The following is a 14,812-nucleotide window of genomic DNA, read 5'->3' on the forward strand; positions in this document are numbered from 1 at the left end:
CCGACCGAAGGAGTCGTCGTGGACAGCAACACCGTAATCATGATCGTCGTCGCGGTGGTGGCGGTACTCATCGTCGTCGCACTTGTCGTCCTGCTGGCCCGCAACGCACAGCACAAGCGTCGCCGCGTCGAGGGCGAGCGGTTGCGCCGTGAGGTGGAGGAGAAGTCCCGGCACGTCGAGAAGCGTGAATCGGTCGCGGCGGAGACCGAGGCCAGGGCGCGCGCCGCAGAGGCCGAGGCGGAGGCCAAGGCCGCCGAGGCGGCTCGGCTGCAGGACGCGGCGAGCACGCATCGGGACCGCGCCGCGGCATCGCGGGAAGACCTCGAAGCGCGACGGCAGCGCGCCGACGAACTCGACCCGAGGGGGCAGCAGGCCGAACAGATGCGGCCCGACACGCCGGCCGCCGACCGTCGACCGCCGGCCGACCCGGCCACCCGACATCAGATGCCGCCGCAGCAGCCGGTGGTGGGGGAGCAGCCGCGGCGCTGACGATCCGGCGCCGCGGGGTGATCTGCCGGAACGAGCGAGCAACGAGCTAACCGGGTGTCCAGGCCACGGGCAGCCGTTTGATGCCGTGGATGAACGCCGAGTGCAGCCGATCCGGTTCCTCGGTCACCTCGATGTCGGGCACCTGCCGGCGGAGTTCGTCGAACGCCACCGCGATCTCCCGGCGCGCCAGATTGGCCCCCAGGCAGAAGTGCACCCCGCCGCCCCCGAAACCGACATGCGGATTGGGGTGCCGGCGCACGTCGAACAGCCAGGGATCGGAGAACCTCGACTCGTCCCGGTTCGCCGAGCCGTACCACAACGTGACCTTGTCTCCGGCAGCCATTCTCACTCCGCGCAATTCGGTGTCGCGGGTGACGGTCCGGCGCATGTAGGTCACCGGGGAGGCCCACCGCACGATCTCCTCGACCGCGGTGGGCGTCACCTCGTCGAAGTGATCCCACCAGTCCTGGCGCTGGTCGGGATGGCGGGTGAGCGCGAGCATGCCGTGGCTGATCGCATTGCGGGTGGTTTCGTTGCCCGCGACCACCAGCAGGATGAAGAACGAGGCGATGTCGGCCGACGTCAACTGCTCGCCGTCCACCTCGGCCTGCACCAGGCTGGTGGTCAGATCCGGACCGGGGTTCTTGCGGCGCTGCTCGGCCAGGTCGGTGGCGTAGCCGCCGATGTCCACGGCCACCTGGACGAATTCGTCGTAGTCGGTGGTCAGATCCGGGTCCCCGAAACCCAGGATCACGTTCGTCCAGTGGAAGATCTGCTGATGGTCGGTCTCCGGGATGCCCATCATGTCGCAGATGACCTGGAGTGGCAGCGGGCCGGCGAATGCGCTGACCAACTCGGCCGCACCGGCGGGATGGCCGGCCACCATGGCGGCGACCAGGCGGCGGGCCCTTCTCCGCACCGACTCCTCGGTGCGGGCGACCACCCGCGGGGTGAACGCGCTGCGGACGATTCCGCGCAGCCGGCCGTGGCGGGGATCGTCCATGGCGATCATCGAGCCGAAATACTCGGTCAGATCGGGATTCTGCTCACCGAGGGTGATTCCGGAGGCGGAGCTGAACACCTCGGGGTGCCGGCTGGCGTGGAAGACGTCGTCGTAGCGGGTGAGCGCCCAGTGGCCGGTGCCGCCGCCGTCGACGTACTCGGGGTGGAAAGAGATGGGCGCCTCCCGGCGCAGGGTGGCGAAGGCGCCGTCGCGGATGTCGTCGTCGAGTGCCCAGAACGTCCAGTCGCCGAGATTGATGTCGGCCAGCGGCACCGGTGGTGGCGCGGCCCCGTTCACCCGCGCCGCGATCCCCATGGCCCGACCCCCGCGTTCATGATCTCCAGCGTAGGTGCCTCGGCGCACGGGGTGCGGGCGAACGCTCAGGTCGCCGTCGGCAGGACCGTCACCCGGGGCCGCGGTGCGCGATGCGTCACGCGTCGGGCGCTTCGACCACCGCTTTGATCCGCTCCAGGGTTCGGCGCATGTCGCGGACGTTGCGCCGGCGCCGCCACGGACCCCACACCGGCATGATGAGCCGCAGCGGGGCGACGTCGTTGAGCCGGAAGGATTCGGTGACCTCGGTGCCGCCGTCGACCGGCGTCAGCCGGTAGTGCCAGTTGTTCACCGGGCGGTCGCCGACGAGCACCTCGAAACCGAACTCCCGGCCGGGTTCGCAGGCGGTCACCCGGCACGTCGTCCAGTACACCGGTCCGATCTCGTTACGACGGACATGTCCCCGGAACCGGGCGCCCAGCGCGGGTCCCGTTGCGCCGTCGAGCCATTCGGCTTCGAACGTCTCCGGCGAGAACCGCCCGGTGTTGCGGACATCGGCGATGAGATCCCAGATCCTCTCCGCCGGCGCGGCCATCGACACGGTCACCGATCCCTGCACGCTCATCTCCTGCCTGATCTCGCCGGCCTGGCCGGTCGGGGCCGCGACGATATGTCACCGTGCAGATCGGGCCACGGCGGCCGGCGGACCATGGCCAGCCCGGCCAGCGCCGCGGCCACCAGCCCGATCAACTGACTGAACAGCGCGATGCGGGTGCTGTCCACCGTCGGTTTCCACGTCGCCCTGCCGTCCTTGATCACCAGGACTCCGACCGGGCGGGCGGTCACCCGCGCGGCGTCCCCGGTGCCCCGCCGGCTGACCCTGGCCACCGGCACGATGGTGGTGCCGTCCGCGGTGACGTGCGGTTCCCCGTACACCTGGCGGGCGCGGGAATCGATCTCGAATCCTTCGATGTCAGCCGGTGACTTCATGCGGTCGTCCTCCTCGATGAGCGCCGGGAGTTGTTTGACGATGCGGCCGCGGACGAATTCGGCGCTCACGCCCTTCAGCCGGTCGATCCACTTGAGGCTGTCCGGGACGTACCAGTGCAGCCGTCCCGCCCGGGTGCGGCCCCAGCGGGACCGGCCCGTGTCGTGGTACGCCGCCCAGGCGGTTTCCGCCACGCTCGACGGCGGCAGCAGCCGGAACATGCCCCGGCGGGGCGCCCGGGCGGCGATGTCGGCGACCCGCACACCGTGCCGCTGCCACTCCACGCTGAGCGCCTCGGTGAGGCCTTTGACGGCGTGTTTGGTCGCCGAATACACCGCGAGTTGCGGCATCCCGTAGGTGGCCGAGGACGACGATGTGGAGAACATCAGGCTGCCCGGGGTGCGGCGCAGATACGGTAACGCCGCATACGCCCCGGTCAGCACGGCGGTGAAGTTGATCGCGACGACCCGCAGCGCGGCCTCATGGGGCACGTCCTCGAACCAACCGCTGGCACCGATGCCGGCGTTGTTCCACATCATGTCCAACCCGCCGCCGGTGTTGTCGGCACAGAACCGGGCCAACCCCGCCTCCAGTGCGGACCGATCGGTCACATCGACCTGTCCGGTGAACAACCGCTCCGGCCCCAGCTGCGCACGCAGGCCCGACAATCCCTCGGCGTTGCGGTCGACCGCGCCGACCCGCCACCCGCGAGCATGGAACAGTTCGGCGCCGGCCCGGCCCATGCCGCTGCCGGCGCCGGTGATGAAGACGGCCCGGGCCGTCTGTCGAGTCACGGTCCCAGCCGGCTCAGTCGACGTCGAATTCGTCTTCGGGCAGCGGAGCGACGATGGCCTGATCGATCAGATCCGCTTCGTTGGCGTCCCAGTCCCGCCGCTGGGAGATCCTTGCCGCTTCGGTCCAGGTGTCCTCCTCGGCGTCGTGGGTGACCGGGATCGCCGAATCGGCCACGTCGGTCTCCGACTTCTCGTCGAACACCTCGCCGTCACTGCTGGTCACGTTCTCTCCATCCTTTCCGCCGCCGAACCGTTCGGCGGCCCGCCCGGTCACCGGGACCGGGCCCGCGCGTCGGCCGCCTCGACCTCGGCCGGTGTCACTACCAGTGCGTCGGGGCCGGGATACACCGTCGCCACGCTGTCGGTGCGCTGCCAACGCACCACATACGGCGGTGCGCCGTCGGCGCCCCGAACCTCGATGATCTCTCCGCGTCGCTCCGGCTGGTCGGTAGTCGCGCCCTTCACGACCAGCCAATCACCAACCTTTGCCTGCACGCCAACTCCTCCTCGGTTGACTCGACTGCGGCTATGGCCCCGATTGTCCCCCGTTCCGCGGTGCGATCAAGTGGTCGGCGACCGTGTTTGAACCGTTCACCAGCGGGGATACCGATGCGTCGGCGGCCGCGGTAACTCTGGGACATCCGCCCGCGATGAACCAGGTGAAGATGAGCGGACAGGAAAAAGCGATGAACTTCTCAGCCAAGCCACGTCGCAACGGGTCATATCGCCACTGGTTCCGACGGCTCGGCGCGGTCATCGCCGCGCTGGTGCTGCTGCCGGCGCTCACCGCGGTGGTGGGCGCCATGCCGAGAGCGCAGGCGGCGCCGGAGACGCTGATGGTGCCGTCCCCGTCGATGGGCCGCGACATCCCCGTGCAGTTCCAGGGCGGCGGGGAGAAGGCGGTCTACCTTCTCGACGGGATGCGTGCGCGCGATGACCGCAACGGCTGGGACATCGAGACGGGGGCGTTCTCCTGGTTCGAGGGTTCCGGCCTGTCGGTGGTCGCGCCGGTCGGCGGTATGTCGAGCTTCTACACCGACTGGTACGGACCGGCGGTCGGCAACGGCCGCACCCAGACCTACAAGTGGGAGACCTTCCTGACCTCCGAGTTGCCGGCCTGGCTGGCAGAGAACCGCGGGGTGTCGCCGTCCGGCAACGCCGTGGTCGGCGTGTCCATGTCGGGCAGCTCGGCGCTGATCCTGGCGGCCTACCATCCCGGCCAGTTCAGCTACGCGGGATCACTGTCCGGTTACCTCAACCTGTCGGAGGACTACTGGCCGCTGCTGATCGCCGTCGCGATGGCCGACGCGGGCGGGTTCAACGCGCTCGACATGTGGGGCCCCTACGGCGGCCCGGCGTGGCAGCGCAACGATCCGATGCTGCAGGTGGGCCGCCTGGTCGCCAACGGCACCCGCATCTGGGTGTACACCGGCAACGGCAACCCCACCGAATTGGACGCCGGTCTGGGTGACGCGCAGATCCCGGCCCAGTTCCTGGAGGGGTTGACCGTGCGGACCAGCCGGGAGTTCCAGCGGGCGTATCAGCGTGCCGGCGGCACCAACGCCGTGTTCAACTTCCCGGCCAGCGGCACCCACAGCTGGGGGTATTGGGGCGGCCAGCTGCAGGCCATGATCCCGGACATCCAGCGCACCCTCGGAGCCGCACCGGCTGAGTAGGCCGCGCCGTCCGGTGTGCGTAGACTGCGCAGACGACGGGGGAGGCTCTCACGCAGGTGGAGCTTCGTGACACTCACACCTCACACCTCACACCGACACGATTCATTCATAGGGACCGAAGCAAAAGGCTGTGCCGTGCCAGAAACAACGAGCGATACCCAGAACTTGACGCCGCACTTCGAGGAAGTCCAGGCCCACTACGATCTGTCTGACGACTTCTTCCGGCTGTTCCTCGACCCGAGTCAGACCTACAGCTGTGCGTACTTCGAACGCGACGACATGACCTTGGAGGAGGCGCAGCTCGCCAAGATCGATCTGTCGCTGGGCAAGCTCGACCTGAAGCCGGGTATGACGCTGCTCGACATCGGCTGCGGCTGGGGCGCCACCATCAAGCGGGCCGTGGAGAAGTACGACGTGAACGTCGTCGGTCTGACGTTGAGCCGCAACCAGCAGGCGCATGTACAGCAGGTTTTGGACGAAATGGACAGCACCCGCAGCCGCCGGGTCCTGTTGCAGGGTTGGGAACAGTTCCGTGAGCCGGTCGACCGGATCGTGTCCATCGGCGCGTTCGAGCACTTCGGCCGGGACCGGTACGAAGAGTTCTTCAAGATGGCGTATGAGGTGCTGCCCGCCGACGGCATCATGATGCTGCACACCATCATCAAGCCGAGCGATGAGGAGTTCGCCGCCCGCGAACTGCCGATCACCATGCGCTATCTGCGGTTCTTCAAGTTCATCATGGACGAGATCTTCCCGGGCGGTGACCTGCCGCAGGCCAAGGTGGTCGAGGAACACGCCACCCGGGCCGGGTTCACGGTCGCGCACACCCAGCCGCTTCGGCTGCATTACGCACGCACCCTGGATCACTGGTCGTCGGCGCTGGAGGCCCGTAAGGACGAGGCGATCGCGATCCAGTCCGAAGAGGTGTACGAGCGGTACATGAAGTACCTCACCGGCTGCGCCGACCTGTTCCGCAAGGGCTACACCGACGTCTGTCAGTTCACGCTGAAGAAGTAGCGCCGGCGGATCCACGTCGCGAGGACCGCCTGACCGGATACCGCCGGAACGCCACCTTGCCGATCCCGAACACCGACAACGACGTTCGCTGCTCGATGGTCAGCGATCACGTCAAGGAGAGAGACGCGGTCGTCACCGTCGCCGCGAGATGCGGCACCAGGGCAGGCCGCGGTGATGTGCACCGCAGCGCCGTCGTGACTTCCAGCCCGTGCCGGCAGGCGAATCCCGGTGCCGCACGTTCTATCCGGCTGTGCCCGCGGTCTATCCGGCCGTGCCGGAGGGGGACGCTCCGATGTCGCGGGCCCGCTCCAGGGCCGTGCGCAACCGGCCGGGGAGTGGTCGTTTGGTCCAGCCGTCGGTGCTGACGACGACGTAGACACTGCGTCCCCGGACCGCGAGTCGCTCAGCCGAATCCGCCGGGCTGCGCAACACCTCGAACACCAACGTGAAACTCGTGGTGCCGACCCGCTCGCAGGACGCGGTCGCGCCAGCGCACCGGCGCGGCGTAATCGATCTCGGTGTGCCGCAGTGGCACGTCGTGACCGCCGGAGACCAGTTCGGGATAGATCAGTGCTCCGCGGTCGTCGCCGACCTGTTCTCCGAGCAGGTCGAAGAACGCGGTGCCGGCCTCGTCGAACCAGGTGAGATGTCGAACCAGGTGAGATAGTGCGCGTTGAAAACCACGCCCTGTTGATCGACTTCGGCGTAGCGCGGCGTGATGGGCAACGAGATCATCGCTCCATTCTGGAGTAGCGGATGCGTGACCGGGTATCCCGCGGAACGGGTGTGAGCATGCGGTTCCGGGGTATCCAACGCCCAGCTCACTACAATGGTGTCGTGGGAGTCACACCCGGCCGAAGGGACGCGACAGTGCGGGAAGCGATCCGATACGTGTGCACCGTGCTGGGCGTCGTCACGGTGCTGTTGGCCGGGTCAGCCGGTACCGGCACCGCGGCGATACACAACCCCGTTCCGGTGGCCGACATCGCCCCGGCGGACGGTGCGATCGTCGGGGTGGCGCATCCGGTCGAGGTGACGTTCGCGGCGCCGGTGGTCAACCGTCTCGCCGCGCAACGATCGATCCGGATCATCTCCGACAACGCACCGGCCGGGGAATTCAGTTGGCTCGGTGACCGTGTGGTGCGGTGGACGCCCGACGGGTACTGGCCGGCACATTCGTCGGTCAGCGTCCTGGCCGGCGGCATCAAGACGAACTTCCGGACCGGGTCGGTCGTCAAGGGGGTCGCCGACATCAGCGCCCACACCTTCACCGTCAGCATCGACGGGGAGGTGGTCCGGGAAATGCCCGCCTCGATGGGTAAACCCAAATTCCCCACCCCCACAGGGTCGTTCAGCGTGCTCGGGAAAGAGAAGATGGTCGTGATGGATTCCCGCACCATCGGCATCCCACTCGATGACCCCGAGGGTTACCGACTCAACGTCGAAAACGCGGTTCGCATCACCTGGGGTGGGGTGTACATCCACTCCGCGCCGTGGTCGGTCGGATCCCAGGGCTACGCGAACGTCAGCCACGGCTGTATCAACCTCAGTCCGTCCAACGCCGCCTGGTACTTCGATCAGGTGCGCATCGGCGATCCGGTGATCGTCCAGCCCTGAGCGGCACGGGGTTTCAGGCGTGCAGGGTCCGCGCCGTCGGTGAGGTCGGAGCGGTGGCCGGGTCGGGGCAGGTGCCCAGCACCCGGTCGGCCGTCTGGGCGCTGGTGACGGTGAACCAGTAGCGCTCGTTCTTGTAGTGGTGCTGACGGTGGTTCCGCCAGATCGCCCGGTACCAGCGTGATTTCGGCTTGTAGTCGGAATGGATCAGGTAGTGGCACCATTCGTAGCCCAGGCCGAGGACGGTCAGACAGGTCAAGAAGGTCACGCCGAGGGCCGGGCGCGGGAACACCAGCAGCGCCACCGCCACCGCCAGGATCAACACCCAGATCAGGCTCTGCCAGGGGATGAAGATCAGCGGCACATCGCGGGGATCCTGGTGGTGCTCACGGTGTTTTCGCGCCAGCCGCCAGTCGACGATGAGCGACCCGAGGCGGCGTGGACGCCAGTGCAGGATGCCGACGTGCACCACCCACTCCAGAAACGGGAACAGGGCCAGCATCACCACGGGCACCAGCGCATCGGTGAGCTGCCAGTCACCGAGCACCGCGCGGGCCGCCGCGGCGGTCACCAGGGTACCGGCGATGAGCCAGGGGGAGGGGTGGCGGCGGAATTCTCGGAAGGCGTCGGCGAGGGTGAAACCCCGGCGTGCCACTCTGGTCGTCATTTCTGCGCCTCCAACTCGTCGAGCGCCGACAACAACGCGGCTGTGGCGGGTTCGAGCAGGTCACGTGCGGACTGCTCGGCGGCGGTCGGGTCACCGGCCTCGATCGCGGCGGCCAGGGCGCGGTAGGCCTGCGGCCGGCCGACTTCGGCCGCCATCATCGTGGCCAGCGCCGGCAGTGCGGGTTCGTAGGTGGCGCGCAGGGTGTTGTACATCAGCCGGAAGGCGATCGAGTCCGCCCCGTCGACGACGTGGTCCCAGAACCGCAGCGCGTGCCGCTGCCGTTCGACCGGATCCGTCTCGGCGGCCAGGGTCTGCACCGCCTCGTCGAGCAGCGCCCCGAGCCCGGGTGGGCGGCGCCGCGCGGCGAGTTCGGCGACCTTGGGCCCGTTGTGCAGACGGGTCTCCAGGATGCTGCGCACCACCGTCACGTCGAGCTCACCCGCCCGGAACAGCAGGCGGGGCAGCAGGTCCAGACCCGCATGCCGGCGATAGTCGCGGACCGTGGTGATCTCACCCTGGCGGACCTCGACCAGTCCCGCGGCGGACAACCGCTTGAGCGCCTCCCGCACGGCGGGGCGCGACACGCCGAGGACCTCGGCGAGCCGGCGTTCGCTGGGCAGCGCGTCGCCGGGTTGCATCTGCCCGGAGAGCACCTCACCGACGATCTGGTCGAAGACGTCTTCGGGTACCGAGCGCCGATTCACCGGTTGCAGGGCCATGCGCCCAGCATGACCGAGCAAAGGCCAGAGGTCAAGTGGTCAGACCAGTTAGCACCGAGCCTCGATGGAGAACTCCGCGTCGACGGTGTCGGTCGGGTTGTCGGCGAACGAGCCCACCGCGGTGCCGGAGATGCGAAATTTGCCGTTGGCCACGCCGGCCCGTCCCTTCCCGACGGTGCCCGCCCAGAAACTGCCGGTGAATCCGTTGAGCCCGGTGATCTCCACCGACTGCGCGGTCATCTCCGGCTCGGTGTCGAACACCGCGGTGAATCCGGTGTCCTGTTGCTGGGTCTGCACCGTCCAGGCCCAGCCGTTCTGCGAACACGTCACCGGGTACGGACCACCGGCGGCCTCGCCGTTGATCTTCACCTCGGCGGTGCTGTCGCCCAGGGCGGACGGCGCCGCCGAACAGCCGGCGGCCAGACCGACCGCCGCGAGCAGGGCCAGCGTCCACGGGCCCCGGTTGGGCGCTACGCGAATTCCCACTACGCCACCTTTCGTACTGCGGTGTGTCCGGATCTAAGGTTGCCGCGCCGCGGCGGTTCCGGTGTCCGGATCGGGAAAACTCGCCGCTGCCGGGCTGGTCGGCCCGGCCAGCGCCGAGGCGGTCCGCTCGTCGGCCGGCAGGAAGGCCTCGATGCTCAATTCCGCCGCGGTGAGATCCAATGCGGTGCCGAAGGTCGTGACCGTGCTGAGGAACGACAGCAGTCGCCGGCTGGTGGTGTACAACTCCAGCGGCACGACGACCCCGCCGAGGTCGCCCGGATCGTCGAATCCGCCGGGATAGGACTCGATCTCGGCCAGCAGGGCGACCGCACCGGGTGCTCGGCTGAGCGCAACCTCCCGGCGTAACCGGGAGATCAGGTGGTGGCGCCATTGCGCCAGGTTGCGGATCCGGGGTGCCAGGCCATCCGGGTGCAGCGCGATGCGCAACGCGTTGGGCTGCTCGAGCAGATGATCGGCGACCCCGTCGAGCAGCACCGCCGCGCCGGCGTTGGTCTGCACGACGCGCCAGCCGCGATCGACCGCCACACACGGATACGGGTCATGCGCGTCGAGCACCCGCTGCACACCGTGGCGCACCGCCGCCATCTCCGGGTCGTCGAGGTCCCGTTCGGCGTACACCGGGGCGTAACCCGCCGCGACCAGCAGCCCGTTCTGCTCCCGGGGCGGCACCTCGAGCACCTCGGCGAGCCGCAGCACCATGGTCCGGCTGGGTGCCGCCCGACCGGTTTCCATGAAGCTGACGTGCCGCGCCGACACCCCGGCTTCGAGGGCCAGATCGAGCTGGCTCAGCCGGCGTCGGCGGCGCCAGTCGCGCAGCATCGCGCCGAAGGCCGGGGCGGCGGTCCTGGTCACCTCAGCATCGTGCCCGCTCGCCGGGCGCGATTCCACTACCTGTCAGGTAATTGCCTGGGCTACCCCTGGCCGGGGATGGTGGAGTGGTACCCGGAGCACCGAGGAGCACCCGATGACCGAGACAGCCGCCACCACCGACCGTCCGATTCCCCGGTGGCTGCGGTTCATTCTGGCCTCGGACCGCGCCGGTTCGGCGTGGTACATCGGCGCGGGGTTCTTCTTCGCGCCACTGTTGATCGCGGTGTCGCCATGGCCGTTGATGACGGCCGCGCTGTGGCTGCTCATCGCGCTCGCCGGAGTGTGGCTGGGGCTACTCGGGATCGCCATGGCCACCGGTCTGACCATCGTGCTGCGCTCCAACACCGCTTTGCCGGAGGAGTTCTGGCGTTCGATCGTCGACTATCCGCAACGCTGAGGACCGGCGGCGCCGGTCGGCACCCGGGGCGCGCCGTAATCCACCGGCCAGTGCTTGATGCCGTTGAGCCAGCCGGACCGCAACCGTTCCGGTGGGCCGAGTGGACGCAGGTCGGGCAGGTGCTCGGCGATCGCCGCGAAGATCAGATCGATGGTCAGCCGGGCGAGATTGGCGCCGATGCAGTAGTGCGCGCCGGTACCGCCGAAACCCAGGTGCGGGTTCGGGTCCCGCAGGATGTTGAACGTGTACGGATCATCGAAGACGGTATCGTCGAAATTGGCTGAGCGGTAACACATCACCACCCGCTGACCGGCTTTGATCTGCACACCCGACAACTCGACGTCGGCCAGCGCGGTGCGTTGGAACGAGGTCACCGGGGTGGCCCACCGGACGATCTCGTCGGCGGTCGTCGGCGGGCGCTGCTCTTTGAACAGCTCCCACTGGTCCGGATGCTCGGTGAACGCCATCATCCCCTGGGTGATCGAGTTGCGGGTGGTCTCGTTACCCGCCACGGCGAGCAGGATGACGAAGAACCCGAACTCGTCGTCGCTGAGTTTGTGGCCGTCGACATCGGCCTGGACCAAGGTGGTGACCAGGTCGTCGCGTGGGTTTCGTTGCCGGTCGGCGGCCAGCTGCATGCCATAACCGATGAGTTCGATCGAGGCGCCGATCGCGTCGTTGTCCGCGAACTCCGGATCCTGGTCGCCGACCATCTGATTGGACCAGTCGAACAGCTTCTTGCGGTCCTCCTGAGGCACGCCCATCAGCCCGGCGATCGCCTGCAGCGGCAGTTCGCACGCCACCTGCTCGACGAAGTCGCCGGACCCCGCGGCCGCCGCCTCCATCACGATGCGGTGCGCCCGTTCATTCAGTTCGTCGCGCAGCCGCTCGACGGCCCGCGGGGTGAAGGCGCGCGAGATGATCTTACGCAGCCGGGTGTGGTGGGGGGCGTCCATGTTGAGCAGCACATACTTGCCCCGGTCGATCTGTTCGGCCACGGTGCCGTCGCGGTAGCGGGGGAGGGCGGTCTTGCGTTGGCTGGAGAACACGTCGCTGCGCCGGGACACCTCTTTGACATCGCTGTGCCTGGTCACCAGCCAGAATCCGCCGTCGTCGAAACCGCCGGCGCCCATCGGCTGCTCGTTCCACCAGATCGGTGCGCTGCGGCGCAGCTCCGCCAGTTCCTCCACCGGCAGCCGGACCGCGTAGATGTCCGGGTCGGTGAAATCGAATCCGGGCGGAATGTTTGGCGTGGGCATCCCGACACTCCTCACAGCACGCACGGTTCGGGCATCGCTCTCAGGCCATTGCTACACCAATGCGTCGCCGCGCGCCGCCGATTCGGCCAACGCCGCGGGTGGGGGATGTCTGGCGAACGATCGACGGCCGGTGTAACAAAGACTCCTGGGTCGGAGAAACACCGCTTGAGCGATGCGATTTCACCGGAAGGAGTTGCGGTGCCGTCGACGAACCATCGATCCGTCCGTTCGGCGCTCCTCGGCTTCACGCTGGGCGGACTGCTCACCCTGTGCGCCGCGGTGGCGTTCTGCCTGGCACCGGCGGCGTCCGCCGAGCCCGCGCCGGCCGCGGATCCACCGCCGGAACCGGCGCCGGTGGGCGTCCCGCATCTGCCCAGTCCGGAGAACCCGCCACCGGGCACCACCACCGAACCCGTGGGGCAAACCGGCAGCCGCGGTCTGACCTATCTGCGCGAGCTGTGGCACGCGATGCAGACGCAGGAGATCAGCATGCAGGACGCGCTGCTGCTGTTCACCCAGCGTCCGCTGGATCCGGATGCCACGCCGCCCCCGGGCATGGCCCCGCATCCGCAGCCCCTGCCCACGGCTGCGCCGGAGGCTCCCACCGCGGTTACGAGTCCGGTTCCCGCCTCGCCGCCCGCGGCGGGGTCTGATGCGCCGCCCGCGGCGGGGACGCCGGGGGGCCTCGTGCCCGACGATCCGCGTGCCGACCGACCGCAGTCAACGGCAAGTACCCCCGGCGCGACCGAATCGTCCTCGCCCGGTGTCACCCGCCCGGCGGGTGACACCGGTCCGGGGTCCGAGCGGGCCCCGCGCGAGACAACCACCCCGGACCGGGCCCCCGACCGGACCCCGGATCAAACCCCCGACCAGACCCCGGCCCACGCCTCAGAACCGGCGGCCGGTGTCACGGGGGCGGCGGGGGAGTAACCGGAACCGGCCGGGTCGCGCCCGCTGGCTCGCCACCGGCCTGAACGAGCTTGTCGATCTTCGTCTCGATGCGTTCGAGGTCCTGCGCGTCGACCCGGAACAGCCAGTGTTTCGCGCCGAGCAGCAGGATGGCCTGGAAGATCAGCTGCAGCCACTCGCTCTGCCAGTTCTCCAGCGTGGCCGCCCAGAACTGGACGAGGTACTCACCCCACTCGAAAGCCTGACCGTGCTGCTGCTGGGTGCTGTGGAACTCGGCCAGCTGGGTGAAGAACTGGCCGAGCCACGAGCCGGCGAACAGCAGGATCAGGATGTAGACGGCTCCCCACCGCCGAATGTGCGCCATGCGGTTGCGTTACCACCTGACGCGACCGCTGATCCTGCTGTCCGCCCCGCTACTCCCCGGTCTCTGTGCTGTCGGGCGCCGGCGGGCGCCGACTGTGCGCTACCGGGCGGCGGCCTCGTTCAACTCATTGAGGGTCGCGGTGGCTTCCAGGTACTCCTGAACCCAGCGCTCGATCACCGTGGCGCACTTCTCGACCTTGCTGAACTGGCCGACCACCTGCCCGACCGGATTGAATGCCACGTCGACGCTCTGGTCGGGGTAACGGCTGGTCGCGGCGACGGCCATGCCCGACACCATGTACTGCAGCGGCATCGGCAGCGGTTTCGGGTTGTCCGGGTGCTCCCAGGCCTCGGTCCACTTGTTGCGCAGCATCCGGGCCGGCTTACCGGTGAACGACCTGCTGCGCACGGTGTCCTTGCTGGTCGCCTTGGCATACGCGGCCTGCTGGACCGGGGTGTTCTCGGCCTCCTCGACCATCAGCCACTGCGATCCGGTCCAGGCGCCCTGCGCGCCCAGCGCCAGCGCGGCGGCGATCTGCTGCCCGCTGCCGATGCCGCCGGCGGCCAGCACCGGAATCGGCGCCACCTCCTTGACGACCTGCGGCCACAGCACGATCGAGCCGATCTCCCCGGCGTGCCCACCGGCTTCACCGCCCTGGGCGATGATGATGTCGACCCCGGCGTCGGCGTGCTTGCGTGCCTGCGACGGCGATCCGCACAGCGCCGCCACCTTGCGTCCGCTGTCGTGGATGTGCTTGATCATGTCGGCCGGCGGGGTGCCCAGCGCATTGGCGATCAGCGTCATCTTGGGGTGCCGCAGCGCGATCTCGACCTGCGGGGTCGCCGTCGCCTCGGTCCAGCCCAGCAGTTGCAGCGCGTTGTCGTTGAGTTCGTCGACCGGCACGCCGTTGTCGGCGAGCAACTTGCGTGCGAAATCGAGATGTTCCTGCGGAACCATGGCGCGCAGCTGCTCGGCCAGCTCATCGGCCGTCAGGTTGGCGTCCATGCCCTCGTACTTGTTCGGGATCACGATGTCCACGCCGTACGGGTGGTCGCCGATGTGCTCGTCGATCCAGTTCAGCTCGACCTCGAGTTGCTCGGGGGTGAACCCCACCGCGCCGAGCACGCCGAAGCCGCCCGCCTTGCTGACGGCCACCACCACATCGCGGCAGTGGGTGAAGGCGAAGATCGGGAATTCTATGCCCAGTTGATCACAGATGGCGGTGTGCATGCAGGTCCTATCGTTGCGTTGGTGCGGTCAGTCACC

Annotated in this window: 17 protein-coding genes and 2 pseudogenes; 6 read left to right on the forward strand and 13 right to left on the reverse strand. The window is 68.6% G+C overall.

Features of this window, described 5'->3' with window-relative positions; translation table 11 throughout:
- The first annotated feature begins 18 nt into the window (after nucleotides 1–18).
- Entirely contained in the window at nucleotides 19–489 is a 471-nt protein-coding gene (locus tag CKW28_RS11510; RefSeq protein ID WP_003927534.1) for a hypothetical protein, read from the forward strand.
- 46 nt (nucleotides 490–535) lie between these two features.
- Here the strand turns inward: CKW28_RS11510 and CKW28_RS11515 are convergent, their stop codons facing one another.
- From CKW28_RS11515 to CKW28_RS11535, 5 genes and pseudogenes are all read right to left on the reverse strand, one after another.
- Nucleotides 536–1,807, reverse strand: a complete 1,272-nt coding sequence (locus CKW28_RS11515; RefSeq protein WP_003927535.1) for a cytochrome P450 — start codon at nucleotides 1,805–1,807, stop codon at nucleotides 536–538.
- Nucleotides 1,808–1,922: 115 nt separating this feature from the next.
- A complete protein-coding gene (locus CKW28_RS11520) occupies nucleotides 1,923–2,384 on the reverse strand; it encodes an SRPBCC family protein (protein WP_003927536.1) in 462 nt (153 codons plus the stop codon).
- 389 nt (nucleotides 2,385–2,773) lie between these two features.
- Nucleotides 2,774–3,547: pseudogene (locus tag CKW28_RS24105) on the reverse strand (SDR family oxidoreductase); the annotation flags it as partial.
- A gap of 13 nt (nucleotides 3,548–3,560) precedes the next feature.
- Entirely contained in the window at nucleotides 3,561–3,770 is a 210-nt protein-coding gene (locus CKW28_RS11530; protein WP_040548282.1) for an Rv3202a family protein, read from the reverse strand.
- A gap of 47 nt (nucleotides 3,771–3,817) precedes the next feature.
- A complete protein-coding gene (locus CKW28_RS11535; protein WP_040548194.1) occupies nucleotides 3,818–4,042 on the reverse strand; it encodes a DUF1918 domain-containing protein in 225 nt (74 codons plus the stop codon).
- Nucleotides 4,043–4,233: 191 nt separating this feature from the next.
- Here CKW28_RS11535 and CKW28_RS11540 point away from each other — a divergent pair, with 191 nt between their 5' ends.
- Both CKW28_RS11540 and CKW28_RS11545 read left to right on the forward strand, forming a co-directional pair.
- Complete coding sequence (locus tag CKW28_RS11540) at nucleotides 4,234–5,223, forward strand: alpha/beta hydrolase (protein ID WP_040548285.1); 990 nt, start codon at nucleotides 4,234–4,236, stop codon at nucleotides 5,221–5,223.
- Between the two features lie 135 nt (nucleotides 5,224–5,358).
- A complete protein-coding gene (locus tag CKW28_RS11545) occupies nucleotides 5,359–6,240 on the forward strand; it encodes a cyclopropane mycolic acid synthase family methyltransferase (protein ID WP_003927541.1) in 882 nt (293 codons plus the stop codon).
- Nucleotides 6,241–6,501: 261 nt separating this feature from the next.
- Here the strand turns inward: CKW28_RS11545 and CKW28_RS11550 are convergent.
- Nucleotides 6,502–6,975 (reverse strand): annotated as a pseudogene (locus tag CKW28_RS11550) (acyl-CoA thioesterase).
- Between the two features lie 135 nt (nucleotides 6,976–7,110).
- On the opposite strand from CKW28_RS11550, the gene CKW28_RS11555 reads away from it, so the two are divergent.
- The gene (locus tag CKW28_RS11555; protein ID WP_003927544.1) at nucleotides 7,111–7,857 is read left to right on the forward strand and encodes a L,D-transpeptidase; all 747 of its coding nucleotides are present in this window, start codon (nucleotides 7,111–7,113) and stop codon (nucleotides 7,855–7,857) included.
- 13 nt (nucleotides 7,858–7,870) lie between these two features.
- On the opposite strand, the gene CKW28_RS11560 is transcribed toward CKW28_RS11555, so the two are convergent.
- Genes CKW28_RS11560 through CKW28_RS11575 form a run of 4 tightly spaced genes read right to left on the reverse strand, consistent with a single transcriptional unit; the run spans nucleotide 7,871 to nucleotide 10,566 of the window.
- Nucleotides 7,871–8,521: a sterol desaturase family protein gene (locus CKW28_RS11560; protein ID WP_040548197.1), complete on the reverse strand. Its 651-nt coding sequence runs from the start codon at nucleotides 8,519–8,521 to the stop codon at nucleotides 7,871–7,873.
- Entirely contained in the window at nucleotides 8,518–9,240 is a 723-nt protein-coding gene (locus CKW28_RS11565) for a FadR/GntR family transcriptional regulator (protein ID WP_003927546.1), read from the reverse strand. The genes CKW28_RS11560 and CKW28_RS11565 overlap by 4 nt, the downstream gene beginning before the upstream one ends.
- Before the next feature lie 48 nt (nucleotides 9,241–9,288).
- Complete coding sequence (locus tag CKW28_RS11570; RefSeq protein ID WP_003927547.1) at nucleotides 9,289–9,726, reverse strand: lipoprotein LpqH; 438 nt, start codon at nucleotides 9,724–9,726, stop codon at nucleotides 9,289–9,291.
- Nucleotides 9,727–9,759: 33 nt separating this feature from the next.
- A complete protein-coding gene (locus CKW28_RS11575) occupies nucleotides 9,760–10,566 on the reverse strand; it encodes a helix-turn-helix transcriptional regulator (protein ID WP_081475592.1) in 807 nt (268 codons plus the stop codon).
- A gap of 145 nt (nucleotides 10,567–10,711) precedes the next feature.
- On the opposite strand from CKW28_RS11575, the gene CKW28_RS11580 reads away from it, so the two are divergent.
- On the forward strand, nucleotides 10,712–11,014 hold the full coding sequence (locus tag CKW28_RS11580; protein ID WP_003927549.1) for a hypothetical protein: 303 nt from the start codon (nucleotides 10,712–10,714) through the stop codon (nucleotides 11,012–11,014).
- On the opposite strand, the gene CKW28_RS11585 is transcribed toward CKW28_RS11580, so the two are convergent.
- Nucleotides 10,999–12,273 (reverse strand): cytochrome P450, encoded by a 1,275-nt coding sequence (locus CKW28_RS11585; RefSeq protein ID WP_003927550.1) that lies wholly within the window; start codon nucleotides 12,271–12,273, stop codon nucleotides 10,999–11,001. The genes CKW28_RS11580 and CKW28_RS11585 overlap by 16 nt on opposite strands.
- Nucleotides 12,274–12,471: 198 nt before the next feature.
- Here CKW28_RS11585 and CKW28_RS23915 point away from each other — a divergent pair, with 198 nt between their 5' ends.
- Entirely contained in the window at nucleotides 12,472–13,203 is a 732-nt protein-coding gene (locus tag CKW28_RS23915) for a hypothetical protein (RefSeq protein ID WP_003927551.1), read from the forward strand.
- On the opposite strand, the gene CKW28_RS11595 is transcribed toward CKW28_RS23915, so the two are convergent.
- Nucleotides 13,181–13,546, reverse strand: coding sequence for a DUF6766 family protein (locus tag CKW28_RS11595; RefSeq protein WP_003927552.1), 366 nt, complete (start codon nucleotides 13,544–13,546; stop codon nucleotides 13,181–13,183). The two genes, CKW28_RS23915 and CKW28_RS11595, sit on opposite strands and share 23 nt — an antisense overlap.
- Before the next feature lie 99 nt (nucleotides 13,547–13,645).
- On the reverse strand, nucleotides 13,646–14,776 hold the full coding sequence (locus tag CKW28_RS11600; protein WP_003927553.1) for a nitronate monooxygenase: 1,131 nt from the start codon (nucleotides 14,774–14,776) through the stop codon (nucleotides 13,646–13,648).
- Nucleotides 14,777–14,812: the final 36 nt, after the last annotated feature.

This window comes from Mycolicibacterium thermoresistibile (assembly GCF_900187065.1).
In the GTDB taxonomy this organism is placed as follows: Bacteria; Actinomycetota; Actinomycetes; order Mycobacteriales; family Mycobacteriaceae; genus Mycobacterium; species Mycobacterium thermoresistibile.